The sequence below is a fragment of the Vibrio satsumensis genome, from assembly GCF_050337435.1.
GTDB lineage: Bacteria > Pseudomonadota > Gammaproteobacteria > Enterobacterales > Vibrionaceae > Vibrio > Vibrio satsumensis.
Map to the genome: position 1 here is coordinate 250423 of NZ_JAKJSX010000003.1, position 21216 is coordinate 271638.

Below are 21216 nucleotides of genomic sequence, written 5' to 3' on the forward strand. Positions count from 1 at the left end.
TTTGATGTTCAAACTCGAAACCAGCAGACTGATTCTTCGAGACATGACACTCCAAGATGAGAGCGCCTTTGTTACCATGTCTCAAGACGCTAAGTATCAGCGCTTCTATGATGAGAGTGATTGTGAGCCTAGTAAATACTATCAACTCACCCAATTATTTGTTGAACAGGCTGAGGAAGATCCTCGCCAGTCCTATCAATTAGCTGTTGAAAGTAAAGAGTCAGGGAAGTTTATCGGAACCGTGTGTTTACGCCTTGAAGATAACCAGCAAGCTTCAATGGGTTGCGCTTTTGCGAGAGAAATTCAGGGGAAAGGGCTACCCATAGAAGCGGCCAAAGCTCTGGCTGGTTTTGGGTTTTCAGAGTTAGGGGTTCATCGAATTTATGCGGAAACTATTGGTGAGAATCTAGCGGCGATAAGGCTGTGCAAGTCACTTGGAATGAGACAAGAAGCTTGCTTTAAAGAGCACCGATTCTTCAAAAATAAGTGGTGGGATACCGTTGTATTAGCAATGCTTCGCTCAGAGTGGGAATGATGTGGTCACCTGCAGAAGTGCGCTATGCGAATGTGAGGTGTTTGCCATCAAGTAAGCTAAACAGCACGCTGGTTTTCGCCAAAACGTGCTTGTCTTAATTTCTAGGATGGCTGGATCTTGATGCTTGGCATTCTCTAAGTTTATTTGTGTGTACCAACACGTTGAGTATTAAACTAGAGCTTAGCTGTCTGGTTCGTCATCCACGGTGACATCGCCATTCATCGAGTTGTAGTAAATAGATATCCCCGGTACGACTCGATAATGATAACGGCATTGGTCGGTGTGGATGTACTCAGCGATATAGTCAGTATTAGTCGGGGAGTTGAAACTAGAAACGCTCGGTGGATCAAGCAGGAGAGCTCCCCATACCGAAATACAGTCTTCCGGATTATCCAATCTTGGAAAATCTTCTGCGTAAGGCCATTGCTGTACTGGGTATCCCCATTCATTGAAGTCAAGCTGGCCAGTGGCAGAGTCATCATAGATAGGGATGTTCGTAGATGGACCGCCACCGTTTAAGGTCAAATTTTTTGAGTAGGCAAGATCGACACCTGCTTTGAAAGCAGCGCCAGTACCTTTCACGGCTGCAATATGCGAATCTGTACTCACATTCAGGAATCTGGGCGCTGCCGTAACGGCGATTATTCCAAGAATCACAATAACGACAACAAGCTCAATAATTGTAAAACCGTTCTTTTTCATTATGCACCTCTTTTGAAGGCGGCAAGTATGCACCATAAGTGACTATTGCCAAAGGAAATTTCTATATTTCAGGGGTGATTTTATAAACCAATTATGAATGTTGTGATTTACATGGCTTTATTTTATAAAACTCAATTGAGACATAACTTAAGTGCCGGATATCCCACTTGAATGTTGAATTTAGATAGACAAGGAGTTTGTTGTAGTGAATATGGTCGAAACGGTAAAGCGGCATCTTTCAGAAGTGGGTTATCCAAAAGTGGGTATCAAAACAGCTCAGGTTCGTTCCATTTCTGCTCAGATTTTTAAGACTATTGAAGACAAAGATATTTCTCACGTGTTGTCTCTGTGTACTCAATTATTGGAACAAAGAGATTGGGCGCTAGGAGTTATCGCGTACGATTGGGCTTTTAGAGTAAGAAAACAATATTCAAGAGACACGTTTCCTGTTTTTGAGCGTTGGTTAAAAGAGTTCGTCACAGACTGGAGCGATTGTGACGACTTTTGTACTCATGCTTTTGGGGAATTACTGTCTCAATACAATGATTTGTTTGATCTCACAACCAAATGGGTCGAGCATTCGAATTTTGCTGTACGCAGGGCCGCTGCGGTCATCTTAATTTATCCTATCAATAAGAATCGATACTCTGCGTTGGATCCGTTTCGCGTGGCGAATCTATTGCTCGAAGATAACCATGACTTAGTACAGAAAGGCTATGGTTGGATGCTTAAAGTACTCAGTCAAAGAGAACCTCAACAGGTTATTGGTTATCTGAATGCTAAGCATGCCGCAATACCAAGAGTGGCTTTTCGTTACGCGATTGAAAAGTTGGACAATGAAATTAAGCGAGAGTTAATGTCGCTTTGATTAGCAGTGTTTGAAGCCAAATTATAACCACAACACCTTAACGTAAACCGCATTTAACTATGTAGAGATTTCTGTAGCGATTTTTGTTCTTTGGAGAAGTTTGAAATGAGTGTCACTATCAGTTTGGCCCAAATTCCTATCGTAAGAGGCAACTGGAGAGAAAACCTTAAGCAACATCTAAAAATGGTAGAGCAATCGTCAAAGTACAATGCGGATGTGGTTGTTTTCCCCGAGCTATCACTGATTGGCTATGAGCTTGATTTGGCTGAAGAACTTGCATTGTCTCTTGAGCCATCAAATTTTGAAGAACTCTCCCGTGCTTCAGTTCAAAGTGAGATGATTGTTGTGGCTGGGTGTCCCTTGCGAGTTCCTGGCTTATCCCATCCCACCATAGGCGCCGTTGTTTGCTTTCCCGATGGCAGAGTTGAGTTCTACTCTAAACAGCACCTGCATGATGGTGAGGGTGAATACTGCTCCGCTGGCGATGTTGATTATGTATTTGATGTGAATGGGCATAAAATCGCGCTAGCAATATGTGCTGACTTCATAGAGGCGGATCACTCCCAACGAGCTAAACATCTAGATGCTGATATCTATTTAGCGAGCGCTTTAATCTCTGAGAATGGCTTTGATCCGGATTCTAAAATCTTATCTGGAATTGCGTCGGAACACGGTATACCAGTATTACTGAGTAACCATATCTCTATGACGGGAGATTGGGAAACGTGTGGCAAGAGCTCGGTTTGGAGTTCGCAAGGAGAGCTCGTGATCAGTGCAAACTCAAAAGAGAGTGGCATTGTTCTATGTACGATCTCGGGCTGTGAAACGGATCTTAATCTAGCTGGAAAGTGGCATGCTGAATCAAACTAGAGGTCTCGACAAAGACGGGTTCATCGAAAATCTATACTCTCCTAAGAATATCGCTCCCGAATTCCAAGAGGTTGTGACTGCTGTTATTGATTCGTTGTTAAGTGACCTGCCGAATCAAATTGATGGTATCTACCTATATGGAAGTGTTCCGAGAGGCTCGGCGGTTGTTGGTCGCTCGGATTTGGATGTTTCTATCGTACTCAATACACCTATTGGCAAAAAAGAGAAGCGAGTATTTCAACGCCTTTCTGACTGTATTCCCAAAGCATATCCCCAAGTAAGTAAGCTTGATATTGACCCTGGCTTTCTTTCGGAAGTGCTGCAACCACAAGAAAAATTCCATTGGCAGTTTTGGCTCAAGCACTGTTGCTGTTGTATTTGGGGTAATGATCTATCTATTGATTTTCCACGCCACAAACCTAGTCGTGAAATAGCCCTAGCGCTTAATGGTGACTTGTCTACTTTTCTGGATCAAATGAGTCCAGCCCTTAAAACAATGACAGATGCGGATGTCGCTAAGCTGATTGGCAAAAAGTTAGTGCGGGCGGCGTACTACTTTGCCGCTGAGAAAGACGGAAGTTGGCACACCAACTTGAGCCAGTGTACTGCAGTAGCTAAGCGTTATTATCCAGAGCAAAGTGACGATATTGAATTAGCACATCAATACGCTCTCGGGCAATTAACCTCTAAAGTTGAAGCCTTGGAGTTGTATGAAAGGCTAAGCAAGAATTTGTCGTGAGCTTAGTGAGCCTGCAAATCGGTGGGGTAAATCATTGGCATATGCATGCCGCTTCGCATTTGTTTTATAAATCATAGCCAGTTGAATGTATTAAAAACTGATGTGTTGTAAGGTCTGTGCTTTATTGCCAATAGAGACCAAGGAACAAAAATGTATGCCAATAAGTATTCTAATTTCTGGAGACGCTTCTTCGCTATCTGGATAGATTCAATCGTATTTTTACCTTTGGAGTGGATAGATGATTATGTACTTTCTGGCGTGATAAGTTCAGGTGGTATTTTTGCTTGGGGAGCGGTGAATTCACTAATTGGTGTCACTTACTACGTTGGCATGCATGCTAAATTTGGGCAAACAATCGGTAAGATGGTCACCCGAGTGAAAGTAGTCGATGTATCTGAAAGTCGAAACCTAACCCTCAAACAGTCTTGTATGAGAGATATTGTCCCAATCATGCTTATACCCTTTAGTCTCTATGCTTACGCGCAACTGTCTTTTTACGGCCAGACTTGGGAAAGTTTAGAGCAAGGCCGGGCCTTTATTTTTGTTGGGTACGCAATGATCGGATGGGTTCTTTTAGAGTTCATCTCCATGCTATTTAATCATAAACGCAGAGCGATTCATGATTTCATTGCGGGCTCTGTTGTCGTAAAGAAAGTCTAATTATCTAAACTTTGGCTTAAGGAAAAATCGATGGATGTACATGAGTGTGTTTCTTTTATCTTGCTGAACGAATCACAAGTATTGTTAGAAAAACGCAGCGAGTCTAAAGAGACGGATCCGGGATTGATTACCATACCTGGCGGTCATATTGAGCGCGGTGAAAGTCAGGTACAGGCGTTGTTTCGTGAGCTTAAAGAAGAGCTCAACGTTACTCCTACTGAATACACGTTCTTATGTTCACTTTACCACCCAACAACAGAGACCCAGTTGATTCATTACTTTGTGGTAACCCAATGGGAAGGGGAGATAATCGCACAAGAAGCTGACAGCATCGCGTGGTATTCGCTAAATACTGCTCCTGTTGGTATAGCGGCCGATGGTATTGCTTTGAGAGAAGTGGAGCGAGTGGGTAGTTATCTTTAGTTTAGATTCGATAACATGTTTAAGACGTTTTTGAGGGCCCAAAAACGGTGAAACCCCGATGTTGGTAGTAATCTTAGCTGTATGATATTGATTTATATGAATTTCATGTGTTTAGAGCTGGTGGTTAAGCTCTAATTAGCCTAAAAAACGGTTAAAAAGGCCAATGAAATAGTCAAATAAAATCAATAGATTAGCAACTTGGTACTACTGTATTAGTCCACCCTAAAGTGGGCTTGAAATCGATTCGTTGAATCATTTTACGCTTCGGGAATTCTTTTTGTTAATTGCTGCGCAAATAGAATGTCACTGAAAAAATCGTGCATAGTTTTTCTACCAGTAGATGAAAAATCTTAATTTTCATGTAGTGAGAAAGGTAAGGAGAACGACATGGCGACGCGTAAAATCAGACCTAGACAATTTATTGATGAGTTTTACCCTGATTCAGGGATATGCAATACCACCATCATAAACTGGATTAAACATGGCAAGCTCGAGGGCACTAGAACGCCAACGGGCCGATATTTAGTCTGTGTTGACGACGAGATAGGGAACCCTGCAGACAGGGTGAGTGAACTTCTAAGATTCTTGGAGTCATAAATGGTTGGTAGAGCTAGAAGCAAAGAAACGGCTCATTACCCTCCATTCTTGGTGAAAATGAGCCATAGGGGTCAATCTCGGTTTCGGTTTACGACCGTAGATGGTGTGAAGAAGCTATTTCCTATCGGGACTGTAGAGCAAGAAGCGATACAAGCTGCGCATGTTTACAACTTGCAATATCGTCCTGAGTTAGGAAGCGCGTTTTCCCTTTCTGAGATGACCCCATTTCGCAAAGCTGTCTCCAAAGGCCGTAAGGACAAATTTAATCGGCCTTTAAAAGAGTGGCTTCCGTTAGTGTTGTCTCGTGTGAAGAAAGAAGAACGGCTTTCCAAAGACGTTTATCGAAATTTGGAAAGGGACTGTTACCGCCTTGATGAGTTCATGGGGCGGTTGCCAACCAAATCGATCAAGTTACAGCACATCAATGAGTTCCTTTCGAAATACTATTCAGAGTTAAGTAATCGTCAGCTCAACAATAAGATCAGTAACCTTAAAAAGGTATTTTCCTATCTTGCTGATGAGAGCGCTATTGAGAGTAATTTTGTACTCAATAAAAAACAGCGTCGATTGACCAGAGAAGATTACACAAAAGCTCGCCACGACCTAGATATCGAAAACTACCAAAAGGTCTACGATGCAGCGCCACTGTTTCTTAAGGTCGCAATGAGCTTAACACTTGAGACGACTCATGCTGTGAGAGAGATCTATAGGCTTCGTTATCGGATATACAAACCACGTGAAGGCGTGTGTGGGATTCTTTGGAACCCTGACAAAGAGGTGGAGTATGTGGATGGGCATGCAGTGTATGGAATGCTTTATGTTCATCGAGAAAAGGTGAAAAAGTCCGATGCTTCCACCGTCGCCATTCCTGTCACTCAGACGATTAAAGACATTGTCGATCTTTCTAAAACATCGAGATTGATTTGTCCTTATATCGTTCATCGTAAACCCAAACAGCAGCAACGTGGCATTTCAAAAGAGACCGATCATCTGTACCAAGTACATCATCACAATATAAGTAAAGAGTTCAGTAAGGTTCGAGACTCACTAGGGCTTTATAGTCACCTAAAGAAATCGCTAAGGCCGACCTATCATGAAATTCGAGGACTAGCTGCTCGAATGATTGAACAGCAAGGGCAGAGTGCTACCGAGCGAATGGCACATGCGAACGCTAAAACGACAAAAATCTATACAGGCACAAGTGACATTATTTGGCACCAAGTACCACCTGTTGAGGTTATGCCTAAAGGTGGCCAGAAGTGATGTTTGTCAGTTGTTTAGTTTTGGAGGAATTCGGATTCCGAATTTGAATCCGCATCGCTTTAAATTGCGTTGTAATTCGGATTCCGAATTATTAGATTAAGGAAATACGACTTGAGTTCCTTCACCACAAGAGCATGCAATTGAGTACGTGTTCTTTTTCTTACTGACTTTAGCTGAATTAGATTGGCAAGAATGGCAACTAATACGCATTGCAGTATTCACCTTACATTGTGGGCAGTAGACGTAATACCCATACTTTCCATACCTCGGCTCGGTCTGCGGGCTTTGACACTTCTTACAATTAAAACCATGCCTTATTTGTGGAACTTTGGCTTCTTCAATTGTTTCTTGAGCTGGAACCAAGTCTACCTTTTCCGTTTCGCTCAATTCTGCGATATGTACTTTGGGAGCCGGAGAAGACGTAGGCACATGTTGTTCGTTTAGAAAGTGAACTAGGCGGTACAGTTCATCACGATTAAACGTAGGATTCGGATTTAGTATTGAACCTACGCGGTGCTTTTTGATGAGACTCTTAACGCAGCTACCAATAGATTCGGCTTTAATGAGCTTCTTCGATATATCTTTAGGGATAGAAGTTCGATCGATGAGAGCGTCATTAGACGCGGCACAGAGCTGATCCCAACAGCGACCACCAAAGTACGCTTGTACAAATGCAATTCGGTCTAGTAACGACTTAGCGTTGTCATTTAAAAGTGCTTTCAATAGTTTGGCTTGCAACTTAGCTTGCTCGATAGGCGAGGGCATTCCTGTCCAATTCCCTCTTACGGTTCGACTCCATTCGAGTTGATTGTTGACCTTAACCTCACCACGAATCGATTTCGACTCAATAATGATAAATCCTTTGTTATAAAGGACTAAGTGATCGATCTGAGCTGTTTCATTTTTAAATTGTATGCGTAGGTCATTAATAATGAAAACGTCATTTGCATCTCCAAACTCTCTGCGTAAGTAAAACGCGACATCTTGCTCTACTTTTGCGCCAGCTTTCTGTTGAAGACTGTTGTCGATTTTTGAATCTCTATCCTTAGTAATCATTCTTTATTCCTGCTTTTTTATAAAAGCAGTTTACCATGCAGTATTGTTCATATTGATGGTGTGTATGTTTTTGAGACATATGTTCTTTTTCGAACACTGTTATTGATGAAAATTGTGAAATATCTCTTTTCGAAAGCTCAAAGTCGAGAGTAGGAAACCTGCAACCCGCTGTTTAATAATGTGTTTGTTAGGTATCAAGTTATTGAGTGTGGTAAGGCGTTGTGAGCGCCATGAAAGTTGTAAATAGGTAATGGTGGCGCAACAATAAGAGGTGATACGCAGCCATTGCTGCAGAGAAAAACACACACATAAATTGTTATTGAGCTTTTGGAATGACTAGAGGCCTCAGCCCTAAGAGCAGGTGATAGTGCCCTGTTTCGTGATTATGAAGTCATTTCAGAATTCGGAATCCGAATTTCATCTATCAAGAACTTATTAGAGGAAGTCGCTAGTAAGAGATGGGTTGTGTACAGTAAACCTGTACTTCAGGAGCCCACAGCGGTAGTGGGTTATCTATCTCGGTATTGCAATCGTATCGGGTTAAATCCAAACCAATTAAGTTATAACGTGGATGGCCGTATCACGATGAGTTACAAAGACTATCGAACCAATGGGACTCAAAGAATGTGTTGTAATGCGGGCGAGTTACTTCGACGCTTACTTTTACATGTATTACCTAAAGGGCTAATGCGAATACGCTATTATGGCTTTTTAGCTAATGCGGTACGGGTAAAAGCGATAGCGGAAATTAGGCAAAGCTTACGAAAGTGACCCGCAGAAAAGTAGGAAGTGTTGAAAGAGAAACCGTGTTGTCCGAACTGCCATAGCAACAGCATGGTACTCGTGTGCATCAATATTAGACCTAGGATAGTCGTTTCAGAGCACCGACTGACCTAATTGTCTGATTATAATGAATAAAATTATCGTTGTGTTATGGCGAGAGAGGGGCGTTGTTCGCTTTTAAAAAAGATTATGCAACGGGTATATTCGATGTAGATAAATTGGTGGCTAGAAGTGGAAAATGGATGGCTGACGGGGTACCGGTCTTAATGATAATAGTGGAACGTAAGTCAGTCCTAAAAAGCAAATTCCATAGATAGAAGCGGCCAAGTCCAACAGGTATTTATCCATTGTGCTACGACAAAGGATAAATACTTAAGCGTTATGTTTCTGAATACCCCACGTTTAGTAGACACTTTAGTAAGGTGGGCCTAAACGATATGTCGAAATAGGCCCTGAACATCTTCAATTAGGACTTTTACTTCATACCATAAATGCGTTCTATTGGCCCAAACTGAACGTCTCCAGGTAAAAGGTGGGCCTCATCTGTAGGTATAAGGCTGTGAAACTTATTTCCCTTGGTTATCACTTGATAGTCCTTGCTAGAGCCTTTGGGAAGGGTTCTAGCAATATGTTCTCTTTCATGCTGGAATCTGTCCATTTGTTCATGGGCATTATCAATTCCCTCAAACCATTTAAACAAACCAAATATTCCGTCTACTCCTTCAACGACTACATCCATTCTAGCTGGCATTGTACTACCTCCTTCATATGGAAATGATCACTAGTAGGTATAGTCCATACGTATTGACATCTAATTTATATCCACCAGTTAGTTGATATGCATCAATGTTTTTATGCAAATAAAAACATACAAGCAATTTAAGAGGGATTCTCAACGCTTGGCACTTTTGCTTCTACTTCAGTTTTAGTGTTTATGGCACAATGCTTTAGGTTTGGGTGGAAGCGTTGTTCACCCCTTAATTGGGCGTTATGCAACAAGAGGCTAGAATGAAGTTTTCGTTAGTTGACGGAGTTAGGCAGGAACCGTCCCCGAAGGTAAAAGGTTTATGCCAGTTTTGTGGTAAGCCAACGCTGTCTAAGTGTGGCACTAAAGTACGTTGGCATTGGGCTCATGCACGCAAAGATTCATGTGACCCTTGGTGGGATAATGAAAGTCAGTGGCACAGAGACTGGAAAAACCATTGGGCAAATGACTATCAAGAGATTGTCGACTTTGATGAGGTCGGTGAAAAACACATAGCAGACGTTAAATTACCTAATGGTATGGTATTAGAGTTCCAAAACTCACCGATGTCGCATAAGGAATTACAGTCTCGTGAGCAATTCTACGGAGATATGATTTGGGTTGTAAATGGTAGGAACCTAGCTAAAAATATGAAGTTAAGGGCTGCATTACCAGACCCGAACCATGTATCTATGGTGGACATTGGCGTTCGAAATATTAATCATAAAACACATTTTATCTACTTCCATATTTCTGAATGCCAACCAGACGAACTCATCGAAATACATTCATCTGATAAAATAGAGAGCTTAATTAAAGATACTCATGTTGGTCATTTTTTCTATGAGTGGAAACGACCAAAACAAGTGTGGCTAAATGCAAAGAAGCCAGTGTATCTTGACTTTGGCAAGGGCATTCTATGGCAGCTAAAACGCTTCAACGAATTCAGTTCTTTCTGTATTCAAGCGCATCGCAAAGAAGAGTTCTTAAGACGCTATGGAGCAGTTGCATAACAATCTGTTTATGTACTTTTAAGGAAAATCAGAAACTTATGGATGAAAATACTGAAATTTGGCGTCAGTACTACGAAAAGGCACTATCTCACCCACATTCAAAACGTACTGAATTTGCAGTCCGACTTAATGAATCGAACCTCAAAGTAGCCACTGACTGTGGTTGTGGAACAGGCAGTGATATCGAATACTTAGATCAACAGGGTTTTCAAGTTCATGGCTTCGATATTAATCCTGATTCGGTCGCTATTTGTAGAGACCGATTTGGGGCAAAGTCATTAGTTGATATTGCAGACTCTTCGTTTGAGTCGTTCGACTATCCAAAATCGGGTGTAGTTATCGCAAATTCTAGTTTGTTCTTCGCTGACCCAAACCAATTTGAATCGACTTGGAGCAACATTAAATCTTCAATTGAAATCGGTGGGGTATTTGCTGGTGACTTCATGGGTTTCAAAGACAGTTGGGCTAACAACTATCGCAGCCCAACAACACCTTTGTCGGAATCAGAAGTAAAGGCTTTGTTCTCAGGTTTTGACATAATCAGGTTCTTTGAGCGTGATGAAAAAGCAAAAACTTCATTGGGTAGAATGAAGCATTGGCATACATATTCTGTGGTCGCGGTGAAACGTACATAACAAAGCGTTTAAGACAGATTCTGTAGTTGACCCGATCTAGTGGACACCTTCAATAGCAATTGGAGGTGTTTATGCCAGCTTATAAATCAGGTAAAAAAACTCAACAATATCTTACGGAATTTAAGGTAACTGCTGTCCGACTTTCGCTTCGAGAAGGAGCTACAGTTAAAGGCGTGGCGCTATCATTAGATATCCACCCTTATATGCTTTCTAAATGGCGAAAGGACTATAGAGAAGGGGTTCTTATGGAAGATAAACGTAAGAAAAGGACTCAGATCCCGAGCCAGAAAACTGAGTCTAGTCGGATTGCAGAGCTCGAACGTCAGAATGAACAACTTAAGCTCGAGAATGATTTGCTAAAAAAGTGGCAACGATTCGTTGCCCAAGAAAATCGACAAAATTCCGATTCATAGCCTATTACAAAACGCGTTATTCCATTGTATTGATGTGCCGTTTTCTATCTGTTTCTAAGTCGGGTTACTACGCATGGCTTGATAGAGAGCCAAGCCGCTACGTTCAAGAAGAGCAGGCTTTGAAGAAGCGTATAATTAAAGTGTTTACCCAGAGTCGAGAGACTTACGGCAGCCCACGAGTTCATGCAGAACTGAGGCGCCAAGGAGTTTTGGTTAGCCGTAAGCGTGTGGCTCGGATCATGAGAGAGCAAGGGCTGAGAGCACGAAGTTATCGCATTTACATGAAAATGGCCAAGCTACATCGGTTCTATCAATCGATTAAGAATATTAAAAAAGACACACCAAAACCAACGGCAGTTAATCAACAATGGTCTGGAGATCTAACGTATATAAAGCAAGGTAAACGTTGGATGTATCTAGCCGTCGTTATCGACCTTTACTCACGTAAAATCGTCGGTTGGTCGCTTGGTAGTAAGAAGAGTACACAGCTAACGATGAGTTCGTTGAGAATGGCCATTAGAAATCGAAAGCCACAAGAGCGCTTATTGTTTCATACCGACAGAGGCTCTGAATATCGCGCCCATGAAGTTCAAGCTTTATTATCAAAAAATGGAATTGTCCCAAGTATGAATCGTCCAGGTCATTGCACTGATAATGCGGAGGTGGAGTCGTTCTTCCATACGCTCAAAGGCGACATAATTAGGAAAAATAGTTTTAAAAGTGAGAAGCAGCTTAGAGATAAACTTGCCGGTTATATCCAGCATTTTTATAACCGTTATAGACTGCACTCAAGTCTTGGATATCGAACCCCGCATGAATATGAAGTAACGACGGGTTAAAGATAATAGGGTGTCCATTTTATCGGGTGAAGATCATTCGCAACGCGTGGCATTTTTACTATGCGTTGGTTTAGTGATTAAGGTGGTATGCGGTGGCTTCGGTATTGCGTTGCTCACCCCTTAACAGGGCGTTATACATAAGGAGAAAAGTTTGATTTCAGGCGATATTAAAGTTAGATATATTGTATTTCCACTGATCTTGGCAGAACAAGTCAAGCCTGGTGAGTCGAAAATGGTTAGCTTTCTGGGAACAGGTTTTCTTGTGGGTTCAGATGGCTATGCGTTGACAGCATCTCATGTCGTTGACCTTAAGGTCGAACCTAACCAAGCTATAGTTGGCTTATTTGTGGATAAAACTACTAATAAGTGGCAGATGTTCAATGCTGATAGAGCAGATACTCATCCTACTGAAGACGTTAGTCTTTTAAAAATGCGTGGATGGACTCCATTTCAAACTGATGTAAGAGTTAGTTTTGATATGCAATTTGCATCATTTGAATATCAGCTCTTTGGATATCCAAACGCAAATTTATATGAAAACGTAGATGCCCGAGATGCATCAGGAGCTGTCTTGGGTAGACCTGATTTAATTTACTCAAAAGGTCATATTAGACGTAGAACGTCGTTTGCATTACCTGGAATTAAAGGTAAGCAACTTTATGAGTTAAGTCAGCCTGTTGGAGCTGGTTGCTCAGGAAGTCCAGTGTTCCAATCAAAAAATGGAATATGGGAAGTTGCAGCAATATATATTGCTGATAAAACAGAGACAATCGCATTTGAAACATTGGATAATAACCTAGATAAGAAAATAGAGTTTATCGAGATTGCAGGGAGTATGTCTTATGCTGTGCGTATGGATGCACTGAAAGACTGGGTTCCTGCAAACTGCGGAAAGACATTGGATAAATTAACCTGACAATATGTATAACAAAGCATTTAAGAGTGATTCCCAACGCTTGGTATTTTTCATTCCATCGTTGGGTTTTGTGTTTACGGTGGTATGGTTAAGTTTTGTGGATGCGTTGCTCACACCTTAATGCGGCGTTAGGCTTAAAGGAGTCATATTGAATCATTACGTTAATAAAACCCTTGAATTGATGGAGTTCTTTGGTTTTGAAACAAGGGACACATTTTTAGTAGATCAAAATCTCGATGATTTTTATGTCAATGATAATAGTTATAACGGCCCCAGGCATTTCGATGTTGTTTGGGTTTGTGATGGCTACCCAGGTGTTAATGCTGAACGTAGGTATTCACTTGAGGGCTTTGAATCGGTTGCGTATAACGAATATAAAATAGAAATGCCTGAACGTTACCGAACACTTGGGCGTGAAGATATTATATATCATGAGACGGCTCATTTTTTACAGAAGAATACTGTAGAAAACGAAGAAAATTACATTAGGTTTGATGGCACAAACTATGTAGATTATATATCTCAACGTTGTGAGTATGAGGCTCATTTAGTACAAATAAAATACATTATTGATGAGATGAGTGAGTATTTGGCTACAAAAGCTTCAGATACAGAACTTGCCAGTTTTACCAGTTCAGTACTCGCATTATCTACTGGTACTCCTGTTGATAAAAGCATGGGGATTTCAGTGATATTGAGAGCCAAGGAACTTGCGATAATATAAGCCTAACAAATTGCTTAAGAGTGACGGCTAACCTTTGGCACTTTTGGTTTGGTTGGCTTTAGTGATTACGGTGGCTTTACTTAGGTTTCGTGGTATTAGCCGCACCTTAGCAAGGCGTTAGGCTTTACCCATATAAAAATTATGGATTTGCCAACAGCTTCAATTATTTGAGCATCGAATTCTTGTAATGTGTCTAGTGGCATATTGCCGTTCTTTGAGGTATCAAAATGAACGAATCAGAAATTCGAAGAGCAATTCAAAATAAGTTAGTAATTGAGTTTACCTATAGCAATAAGTTACGCGTGGTAGAGCCTCATGTGCTTGGCGTCTGTAATGGCAATATTCAAGTCTTGGCTTATCAAATTGGTGGTCAAAGTAGCTCCGGAGGGTTACCTGAGTGGCGTAGGTTTGACTTGTTCAGGATTAGTAATCTACGGGTGACTAGTCAGACTTTTGCTGGACGTAGACCCTTCCCATCAGGAACACATAGTCCTTGGGATCGTGAACTCGAAATAGTACCAGCCTAACAATCTGTTTAAGAGTGATTCGCAACGCTTGGCATTTTTGCTATGCGTTGCGTTTTGTGTTTAAGGTAGTCTGCGGTGGCATCGGTATTGCGTTGCTCACACCTTAACAGGGCGTTATGTGAATTTTCACGATCGAGGAAAAAGTGGGATTTTTAAAAGAATTTAGTGATTATCTTGGTGGCGGTGCTGCAATTTTGGCTTTATGTACGTTGCTATGGCAGTTTTGGTCGGCAAGAAATTTACAAAAGTATAAAAATGAGAGCCAGAGTAGCTTGAAAGCATTGGAACATGAGTTTTCAGTTGAAATGCAGAAGAGAGACCATAGCCACCAGATATCTAAGTCTACGTATGAAATGAACTTCGATCGTAAGGTCTCGGTATATACGGAACTGCTTAAGTTAAAACAAGATTATTCAAAGTTTAAAAATGAAAATCCGCTGGCAGATGATGAGCTAGAGTCACCAGATATTTTCTACAATTACTTCATTCAATGCAAAGTAATTATTGAAAGAGAAAAGCTATATATTAGCGATGATCTGGCATCTTTATACGACTCTTGGTATAGCGTTGCGGTTAAGTACTTTAAAAAGGCTGGTATTGAAGGCATTGCTGTTCATGGGTTGGCGTACACCAACGAAGAGAATGAAATGAACATTTATGACGCTCAGCAAGAAAGTCGGTGGGAACTTGTGCATGAGACATTTCCTCTAATGGATAGTGTATTCGACCAAATTGAATATGATGTGAAAATAATCAGAAAGATAATCGAAATACCTATTAGCTCATAATTCACATAACAAAGCATTTAAGAGTGATTCGCAACGCTTGGCAGTTTCGCTTCGCTCAAGTATAGCCAAGCGTCGCTCACACCTTAATGCGGCGTTAGGCTTACAGAGGAAACTATGAAAATATTGTATTCAGGCGGTCTACAGGTTCGCTCTCACGATGCACAAGAACGCTTGTTAAATGTTAATACCTTCTTAGAAGGTGAATTTGCTTTCCACAACTTGTATCGAGAAGTTAAAGCAAGCGATTTTCCTATTGCTCAGGATTGCTTTGGCGACCAATTCCTTATTCGAGATAACTTGGTGGTTAAGTTGAATGCTGAAACTGGTGAGATTGATGAATTTGGTTGTACCTGGGAGCAATTTTTGGCTTGGGTACACGAGGATCCAATTGAAAGATTGAATATTCCAAGCGATTTGGAGCTAAAGGTTGGTCAGCTGCTATTCGCTTATCCGCCTTTTTGTACTGTTGAAGGCAGCAATGCATCAATAAAAGCAATTGATGGTATTGAGCTAATCAGCTTTCACGCGGATTTTGCAAGACAGATAAATGGTGAAAGTTAAGCCTAACAAGGCGTTTAAGGCAGATTCCCAACGCTTGGCGTTTTTTATTCCATCGTTGAGTATTGTGTTTACGGTGGTATGTTTTAGTTCTCTGGTAGCGTTGCTCACTACTTAACGCGGCGTTATACGATTGGAGGTAGTGTTGATTTTATACAAATATAGAGGCGTTCAAGGCTTTAGATTTTTCGTTGATATTATTATGAAACAGCGGTTATACGCTGCTCCGTATTTTGATTTGAACGACCCTATGGAGGGTAGATACCTATACTCTCAAGGCTCTAACACACTCGATGAAGATGTAAGAGCTTTAATAAAAGGTGAGAAAGAAAAAATTCGGATATGTTCACTATCACGAGATCCAGAAAATGAACTTATGTGGTCACACTATGCTGAGGGACACCGAGGTGTTGCGATCGGCGTAGAAGTTGATGACACAGAGTATGAAGTTAAGCCGATTATCTATGATGGTTTGCATGTACTTAACCGAAATAATCTAAATCAAAATGCAGCACTAGATATCCTATCTCATAAACTTAATGTTTGGGAGTATGAGCAGGAAGAGCGAGTCTTTGTTAAGGGAAAACACTTTATTAGCGTACGAGTTAAAGAGGTAATCTTTGGTCGTTCAATGAGCAATCAAGACAAAGGGTTTATTCGCGAACTAGTCGAGAAAATCGATCCTAGTATTGAGTTGAAAAACGCCTTCTCGTAGAAATCGTATAACAAAGCATTTAAGAGTGATTCGCAACGCTTGGCGTTTTCGCTTCGCTCAAGTATAGCCAAACGTCGCTCACACCTTAATGCGGCGTTATATTGTTGTTCAAATTGGGAGGTAATCTATGAGTGATGTTTTAGGTTCTATCGGTCAAGCTATCGGTTTGGCAAAGCGTTTACGTGAAATCAGTAAGAATATTGAGGATGCAGAGTTTAAAAACTTACTTGCTGATCTCAACTTGGAATTAGCAGATACTAAGCTCGCATTAGCAGATGTCATGGAGCAAAACTATCAGTTAAAGTCTGAAGTTAACGAGCTTAAAAACTCACAAGGCAATAACTTAAATCAACTTATCTTCAAAGAATTTGCGTATTACACTCAAGATGAGGATGGACCTTTTTGTTCGGCTTGCTATGAAGTAAAAAACCAGCAAATACGCTTAGCTAAAGTCACAGGTTCATTTGCTACGTTTGGGCATCATAAGTGCCCTTCATGCGATGAATATTACGGTGGCTCAATATAACAAGGCACTAACCCCGACACTTCACGCTTGGCATTTTTGCTTCGCAAAAGTCTATGCCAAGGTTCCGTGCGGGTTAGTTTAGCGTTAAGTTTCTAGAGGGTATTATGGCAATTAAAATAACCACTCAAAAAGTGGATACATGGAAGAAACGAATTCAAAAAGGTAGTTTGAAAGGGTCTACATATTTTTGCCAACAGTCGGGGAAAGTTTGGGTGTCAGCGTCGCTAGATCATCAAGGTATCTGTAAAAAAGTACTTGGTAGAGATTCTGGAAATAGTTCTTTGGCTAGTTATTTGCGGTGGGATGATGTTCAGCCGACTGATTTGGTAGAACTGCTGTACCAAATTGAAGTGTCGTAGTTATGCACTACCTAGCGACATTGATAGTGCTATGTATATTGGGATATTTCGTAATCTGGCCAGTAGCTTCATGGGCTCTGCTTACGATTTTGGGCGTCGTTGTTTACCTAGCCAGCAAAATCGCGTGGGTCGGAGTAATCGTGACTGTAGTATTTATATTAGTTCGTGCACTAGGATAGTCTGAAACTTAACAAAGCATTTAAGAGTGATTCGCAACGCGTGGCATTTTTACTATGCGTTGTGTTTAGTGTTTAAGGTGGCATGCGGAAGCATCGGTATTGCGTTGCTCACACCTTAACAGGGCGTTAGAACACCAAGTAAGGTTTGTAGCCTTACTTGGGGGCTTTCTATTTGCAGGTGTAAGTTAAGCTCTGTTCTGCTAGGAAGCCTTGAAAATCTGAATTTAGAGTATTGCAGTGTATTTCTTTAAAGAAACTTGGGTCATTAGCATGGATGTATGTAATCGTATTAAGCCAAGCAGCATCATCATTTGCTAAAGTGAAAATTCTCTCAGCAGTGAGAATTGCAAGATCGTCCAGCCCAGCACATTTTTGTTCATTCAAACATTGGTTTCTTGATTTTAAGTAATCACTATAAATACCGTAGGCGTGTTGGGTGTCATCGCCTTTGCCATCTTCCCACCATGTGTAAAGTGATAGCAGTGCCGCTCCCAAAGAAGCGAGTAGCGTAAGTTTTTCGTTGTTTGTCATATTGTTATCTCAACTAAAAGGAATTGATTAATTGGGGCAGTAGGTAGGTATTTCAAGTGTGTTGTTCTAACAATAAATTTAAGAGTGATTCACAACGCTCGGCGCTTTCACTTCAAGCAAGTTTAGTGTTTATGGCACAATGCGTTAGGTAAGGTGTTGGCGTTGTTCACACCTTAATTTGGCGTTATACATTTTCGAGGAAGTTATGGATTTAGAGAATATTGCTTCGATAGCAACAGCAATTGGCGTAGCTGTAGCAACTTGGCAGATATGGGAGAGTCGAAAGCTTGCTCAAGCTACGTTTGAAGACTCTTTTAACCAACAATATAGAGATTTGATTTATGCAATCCCAGTTGATGTACTTCTCGGTAAAGACTTGCCTGAGCCCGAAAAGTTGAAGGCGCGTGAAATTGTATTTAACTATCTCGACTTATGTAACGAACAAATTGCTCATAGGCACACTAAGCGTATAAGCGAACGCCTTTGGAAGAGCTGGGCGAGTGGAATTGAAGAAAATATTAATAGGGCTTTGTTTTCTGAAGTTTGGTCTGAAGTTAAGGAATCGGCCCCTGGTACATTTAGTTTTTTGGAGAAACTAGAGAAAGAAGACTTCAAGTCAGACCCTAAGGTTTGGACAAATGTATAACTGTTTAAGGGGGATTCACAACACTTGGCATTTTTGCTTCTACTTCAAAATTAGTGTTTATAGCACAATGCTTTAGGTTGGGTGGTGGCGTTGTTCCCTCCTTAATTGGGCGTTAGCTTATTCGAGGAAAATATGGATTTTATTACAATTGACAATATTGCCAAGATAATCGCATTGGCAACTAGTATTTTTGTTGTGTTTAGCAAGTTTAATGAATTTACGTTTAATAAAAAGGCAAAGTTACGCGCTGACTATGACTTTGCCGAGAAGCTAATTGCAAATGATAAATGGAAAAATATGTCAGACTTTTTATTGGAAAAAGGTTACTTGGCTATAAGTGCTAAAGCTCTTAACGCTTCTGAAATTCGATTTATATTAAACACGCAAAATCCGTTGTCGAAATTCGAATTATTTGAGCAAGCTCAATTATATTTGACGTTGTCCATTGATGATAAAAATAAAAGAGTGCTTGTATTTAAAAATCATTATAAGTCAAGCAGACTGAAAAAAATTAAAATCTATAATAGCCTGGGCTACTTTGTGACAGCGTTTTTGGCAACTACACCAGTGTTTTTTATTGGTGATATCATTAGATCGTTTGGTTTTAATGGCTTATGGGGCGTAGTTGTATTCTCTTTCCCCCTAGGGTCTCTGGCATACATTTACGTCCGTGAGTATTGGAATATTTGTGCTGCAGAACGAATAGTTAACGAGATGTGGAAAGAACTAAGCTAACAAAGCATTTAAGAGTGATTCGCAGTGCGTGTCATTTCGGTGGGCGTTGGTTTAAGTCATTTAGATCAAGCAATTAAAACGATTACTGATGAAGCAGAACCTGTAGGGGGAGGTATAACTTTATGTGTCAGCATTCCAAAGAATCTCAAAAGCAAATGAAGCTTATTTTTGATGGTCATTCTCGAAGCCGTACATTTATCCAGCTAATGCAAATGTGTGAGGAAGGCTTGGTTGCACCAGAACAATTCGAACGCCTTTCAGAGGAACTCAAAAAAGACATTACGAGTATTCTAGAAAGAAGAGCCTAAGGAAAGTTGGCTAATTAGGCCGCTTCTTTTTCGTAGCTGCAATCATCTCAATATTACTCCTTTTTATTCGCGAATTCGGATATCCGCTACAATTCTGCCTCGGCAACCTCACTTATACGAGTTTTATTATACGAGTTGTATTGAAAATCGTAGAGTTACTCGTTTTTTTCTCCTTCAAAACGCCGTTGATTTTTAAGAATTAGCACTAGAATCTGGATTGAGATTTCTTCCAAAAAAGTGTCAACATTACTTGGTCAATAAAATCTCTCGTTAGCCCTTTAAATCCGTGCACTCTAGGTGAACTGAAAGTGTCACCTAGAGTGCATGAGGGTGGGGGTTGCGGGAGTTTATGCTTGTGATGCGACCAGAGCCCCACCATCACAAATTCTTGGACCAAATGCTTTAATATTTTAGGTTTGCATAGACGTTCGAGCTGTTATTCGGAATCCGAATCCATGATTTTTGGCCAGCGAAGCCGAGTATTATGTTTTGAAAAGTGGGTGTGTGGATCTGTGAATGCCTATAGGCCTTTTAAGTTCTTAATACTGGATGAGTAGGTTTATTGGCTAATGGCTAGTTCAGGCGTGTTATGTCGTTAAATGAGAGTTGAAAGATTAGGCTGGAAGATGGTGTTAAGAATGAACGAAAGGCCAGAAGTGTGTTTTCTTGAGCGTCTTTCAGCGTTATTTGATTAGCCTGTGTTACGTGGTGGTAATGCCCAATCCAATATACATGAATGTATATTGGCGGCTATCAGCGTTCGCGAATTATGCCAAAGGATCGGTTCTTATTCTTGGATGATTATATTTGTTTAGAAGTGCGTACAAGACCATACAAGTAACATTCTAGATGCTAGTCGGTTTTGTCTTTTTGTTTGAGTAGTGTGTTGAACCTAGCGAAAAAGCGGTCTAGTCTTACTGTTAGAAAAACTACTGTATAAGTCCACCTTTCGTCCACCCTTAATCCACCCAAGTAAGATTGGGACAAAGTGGGGAAGGGGAAAGTTGATTCTTTTCAGTGTATTGCGCGAGATTTACGACGTTTTTGAGGGCTCAGAAACGGTGAAACCCCGATGTTGGTAGCATCGGGGTTTCGAATTTCTAGATTTCTCGACTGGTAAGATCGATTGTCTTTTCTATGCAGAAGGCTTGGATTAATCCAATCTTATTCCTTGGTAGGGAATTAGATACGGATGAAGTCCATGTGCTCAACTTTTGGCTTGAACGCGTGACGTTGAACGTCTTGCGGCTTAACCTTAACTTCTGCGCCGTCAATCAGTAGAGTGATTGCTTCGTAGAATTCAGGCTTATCCATTTGGTTGATCACGTCAGCGTGAACAAGTTCGATAGCTACAGCTGCTGCTTCGCCACCGTAGATTACAGCTGGGAATTTACCAGCGTGACGTAGGCGGCGGCTCGCACCTTTACCTAGTTCAGTACGTACTACTGCTTCAAATTTCATAGTTTTACTCTCAAATTAGTAAAAATTAACTTCACACCTCAATGCGACCTTGAGTATGTGGTAATGCCTAGGCATAAACGAGTTCATGCTTAAGCGAGCGCG

At 40.9% G+C, this 21216-nt stretch carries 26 protein-coding genes and 2 pseudogenes; 23 read left to right on the plus strand and 5 right to left on the minus strand.

Annotation, left to right across the window (positions count from 1 at the left end; all coding sequences use genetic code 11):
• Positions 1 to 4 precede the first annotated feature (4 nt).
• On the plus strand, positions 5 to 535 hold the full coding sequence (locus L4C44_RS01290; RefSeq protein WP_146491904.1) for a GNAT family N-acetyltransferase: 531 nt from the start codon (positions 5 to 7) through the stop codon (positions 533 to 535).
• A 180-nt stretch (positions 536 to 715) separates the two neighbouring features.
• On the opposite strand, the gene L4C44_RS01295 is transcribed toward L4C44_RS01290, so the two are convergent.
• Positions 716 to 1237, minus strand: coding sequence for a prepilin-type N-terminal cleavage/methylation domain-containing protein (locus L4C44_RS01295; protein ID WP_146491905.1), 522 nt, complete (start codon positions 1235 to 1237; stop codon positions 716 to 718).
• A gap of 205 nt (positions 1238 to 1442) precedes the next feature.
• On the opposite strand from L4C44_RS01295, the gene L4C44_RS01300 reads away from it, so the two are divergent.
• The 7 genes from L4C44_RS01300 (at position 1443) to L4C44_RS01330 (ending at position 6657) form a co-directional block, all read left to right on the plus strand.
• Positions 1443 to 2105 (plus strand): DNA alkylation repair protein, encoded by a 663-nt coding sequence (locus L4C44_RS01300; RefSeq protein WP_146491906.1) that lies wholly within the window; start codon positions 1443 to 1445, stop codon positions 2103 to 2105.
• 105 nt (positions 2106 to 2210) lie between these two features.
• Entirely contained in the window at positions 2211 to 2975 is a 765-nt protein-coding gene (locus L4C44_RS01305) for a carbon-nitrogen hydrolase family protein (RefSeq protein ID WP_146491907.1), read from the plus strand.
• Positions 2959 to 3714, plus strand: coding sequence for a nucleotidyltransferase domain-containing protein (locus L4C44_RS01310; RefSeq protein ID WP_428804199.1), 756 nt, complete (start codon positions 2959 to 2961; stop codon positions 3712 to 3714). Before L4C44_RS01305 ends, L4C44_RS01310 begins: the two co-directional genes overlap by 17 nt.
• Before the next feature lie 150 nt (positions 3715 to 3864).
• Positions 3865 to 4374 carry an RDD family protein gene (locus tag L4C44_RS01315; RefSeq protein ID WP_285952962.1) on the plus strand — a complete coding sequence of 170 codons (510 nt, stop codon included), beginning with the start codon at positions 3865 to 3867 and terminating at the stop codon, positions 4372 to 4374.
• 30 nt (positions 4375 to 4404) lie between these two features.
• Positions 4405 to 4797, plus strand: a complete 393-nt coding sequence (locus tag L4C44_RS01320) for an NUDIX hydrolase (protein ID WP_146491910.1) — start codon at positions 4405 to 4407, stop codon at positions 4795 to 4797.
• A 387-nt stretch (positions 4798 to 5184) separates the two neighbouring features.
• A complete protein-coding gene (locus tag L4C44_RS01325; protein ID WP_010434910.1) occupies positions 5185 to 5394 on the plus strand; it encodes a MerR family transcriptional regulator in 210 nt (69 codons plus the stop codon).
• Positions 5395 to 6657: a site-specific integrase gene (locus L4C44_RS01330; protein ID WP_132787313.1), complete on the plus strand. Its 1263-nt coding sequence runs from the start codon at positions 5395 to 5397 to the stop codon at positions 6655 to 6657.
• 96 nt (positions 6658 to 6753) lie between these two features.
• Here the strand turns inward: L4C44_RS01330 and L4C44_RS01335 are convergent, their stop codons facing one another.
• Positions 6754 to 7713: a nuclease-related domain-containing protein gene (locus L4C44_RS01335; RefSeq protein ID WP_132787311.1), complete on the minus strand. Its 960-nt coding sequence runs from the start codon at positions 7711 to 7713 to the stop codon at positions 6754 to 6756.
• A 423-nt stretch (positions 7714 to 8136) separates the two neighbouring features.
• Between L4C44_RS01335 and L4C44_RS01340 the strand changes: the two are divergent.
• Positions 8137 to 8610: pseudogene (locus tag L4C44_RS01340) on the plus strand (transposase); the annotation flags it as partial.
• A 361-nt stretch (positions 8611 to 8971) separates the two neighbouring features.
• Here L4C44_RS01340 and L4C44_RS01345 read toward each other — a convergent pair.
• Complete coding sequence (locus L4C44_RS01345) at positions 8972 to 9247, minus strand: hypothetical protein (RefSeq protein WP_210441150.1); 276 nt, start codon at positions 9245 to 9247, stop codon at positions 8972 to 8974.
• A 257-nt stretch (positions 9248 to 9504) separates the two neighbouring features.
• Between L4C44_RS01345 and L4C44_RS01350 the strand changes: the two genes are divergently transcribed.
• The 11 genes from L4C44_RS01350 (at position 9505) to L4C44_RS01400 (ending at position 17254) form a co-directional block, all read left to right on the plus strand.
• Complete coding sequence (locus L4C44_RS01350) at positions 9505 to 10254, plus strand: competence protein CoiA family protein (protein ID WP_246859794.1); 750 nt, start codon at positions 9505 to 9507, stop codon at positions 10252 to 10254.
• A 38-nt stretch (positions 10255 to 10292) separates the two neighbouring features.
• Positions 10293 to 10889, plus strand: a complete 597-nt coding sequence (locus L4C44_RS01355; RefSeq protein WP_210441146.1) for a class I SAM-dependent methyltransferase — start codon at positions 10293 to 10295, stop codon at positions 10887 to 10889.
• A 71-nt stretch (positions 10890 to 10960) separates the two neighbouring features.
• Positions 10961 to 12141, plus strand: a protein-coding gene (locus tag L4C44_RS01360) for an IS3-like element ISVisp1 family transposase (RefSeq protein WP_428804200.1) whose coding sequence is annotated in 2 segments (ribosomal slippage) — positions 10961 to 11246 and positions 11246 to 12141 — 1182 coding nt in all. Because the reading frame shifts where the segments join, the coding sequence is not laid out codon by codon here.
• A gap of 151 nt (positions 12142 to 12292) precedes the next feature.
• A complete protein-coding gene (locus L4C44_RS01365) occupies positions 12293 to 13057 on the plus strand; it encodes a S1 family peptidase (RefSeq protein ID WP_210441129.1) in 765 nt (254 codons plus the stop codon).
• A 148-nt stretch (positions 13058 to 13205) separates the two neighbouring features.
• Entirely contained in the window at positions 13206 to 13781 is a 576-nt protein-coding gene (locus tag L4C44_RS01370) for a hypothetical protein (protein ID WP_210441127.1), read from the plus strand.
• A 227-nt stretch (positions 13782 to 14008) separates the two neighbouring features.
• Positions 14009 to 14308: a WYL domain-containing protein gene (locus L4C44_RS01375; protein ID WP_210441125.1), complete on the plus strand. Its 300-nt coding sequence runs from the start codon at positions 14009 to 14011 to the stop codon at positions 14306 to 14308.
• A 143-nt stretch (positions 14309 to 14451) separates the two neighbouring features.
• A complete protein-coding gene (locus L4C44_RS01380; protein ID WP_210441123.1) occupies positions 14452 to 15096 on the plus strand; it encodes a hypothetical protein in 645 nt (214 codons plus the stop codon).
• A gap of 114 nt (positions 15097 to 15210) precedes the next feature.
• A complete protein-coding gene (locus tag L4C44_RS01385) occupies positions 15211 to 15657 on the plus strand; it encodes a hypothetical protein (protein WP_210441121.1) in 447 nt (148 codons plus the stop codon).
• 142 nt (positions 15658 to 15799) lie between these two features.
• The gene (locus tag L4C44_RS01390; RefSeq protein ID WP_210441119.1) at positions 15800 to 16369 is read left to right on the plus strand and encodes a DUF2971 domain-containing protein; all 570 of its coding nucleotides are present in this window, start codon (positions 15800 to 15802) and stop codon (positions 16367 to 16369) included.
• Between the two features lie 127 nt (positions 16370 to 16496).
• Complete coding sequence (locus tag L4C44_RS01395; RefSeq protein ID WP_210441117.1) at positions 16497 to 16895, plus strand: hypothetical protein; 399 nt, start codon at positions 16497 to 16499, stop codon at positions 16893 to 16895.
• A gap of 104 nt (positions 16896 to 16999) precedes the next feature.
• Positions 17000 to 17254: a hypothetical protein gene (locus L4C44_RS01400; protein WP_210441115.1), complete on the plus strand. Its 255-nt coding sequence runs from the start codon at positions 17000 to 17002 to the stop codon at positions 17252 to 17254.
• A gap of 347 nt (positions 17255 to 17601) precedes the next feature.
• Here the strand turns inward: L4C44_RS01400 and L4C44_RS01405 are convergent, their stop codons facing one another.
• On the minus strand, positions 17602 to 17964 hold the full coding sequence (locus L4C44_RS01405) for a hypothetical protein (protein WP_210441113.1): 363 nt from the start codon (positions 17962 to 17964) through the stop codon (positions 17602 to 17604).
• Positions 17965 to 18169: 205 nt separating this feature from the next.
• Between L4C44_RS01405 and L4C44_RS01410 the strand changes: the two genes are divergently transcribed.
• The 3 genes and pseudogenes from L4C44_RS01410 to L4C44_RS01420 form a co-directional block, all read left to right on the plus strand.
• Entirely contained in the window at positions 18170 to 18610 is a 441-nt protein-coding gene (locus L4C44_RS01410; RefSeq protein WP_210441111.1) for a hypothetical protein, read from the plus strand.
• A 132-nt stretch (positions 18611 to 18742) separates the two neighbouring features.
• Positions 18743 to 19345, plus strand: coding sequence for a hypothetical protein (locus L4C44_RS01415; protein ID WP_102270209.1), 603 nt, complete (start codon positions 18743 to 18745; stop codon positions 19343 to 19345).
• Positions 19346 to 19405: 60 nt separating this feature from the next.
• Positions 19406 to 19653, plus strand: a pseudogene (locus L4C44_RS01420) (hypothetical protein); the annotation flags it as partial.
• 1182 nt (positions 19654 to 20835) lie between these two features.
• Here L4C44_RS01420 and rplY read toward each other — a convergent pair.
• Positions 20836 to 21114 carry a 50S ribosomal protein L25 gene (gene rplY, locus L4C44_RS01425; RefSeq protein WP_010441516.1) on the minus strand — a complete coding sequence of 93 codons (279 nt, stop codon included), beginning with the start codon at positions 21112 to 21114 and terminating at the stop codon, positions 20836 to 20838.
• Positions 21115 to 21216 lie beyond the last annotated feature (102 nt).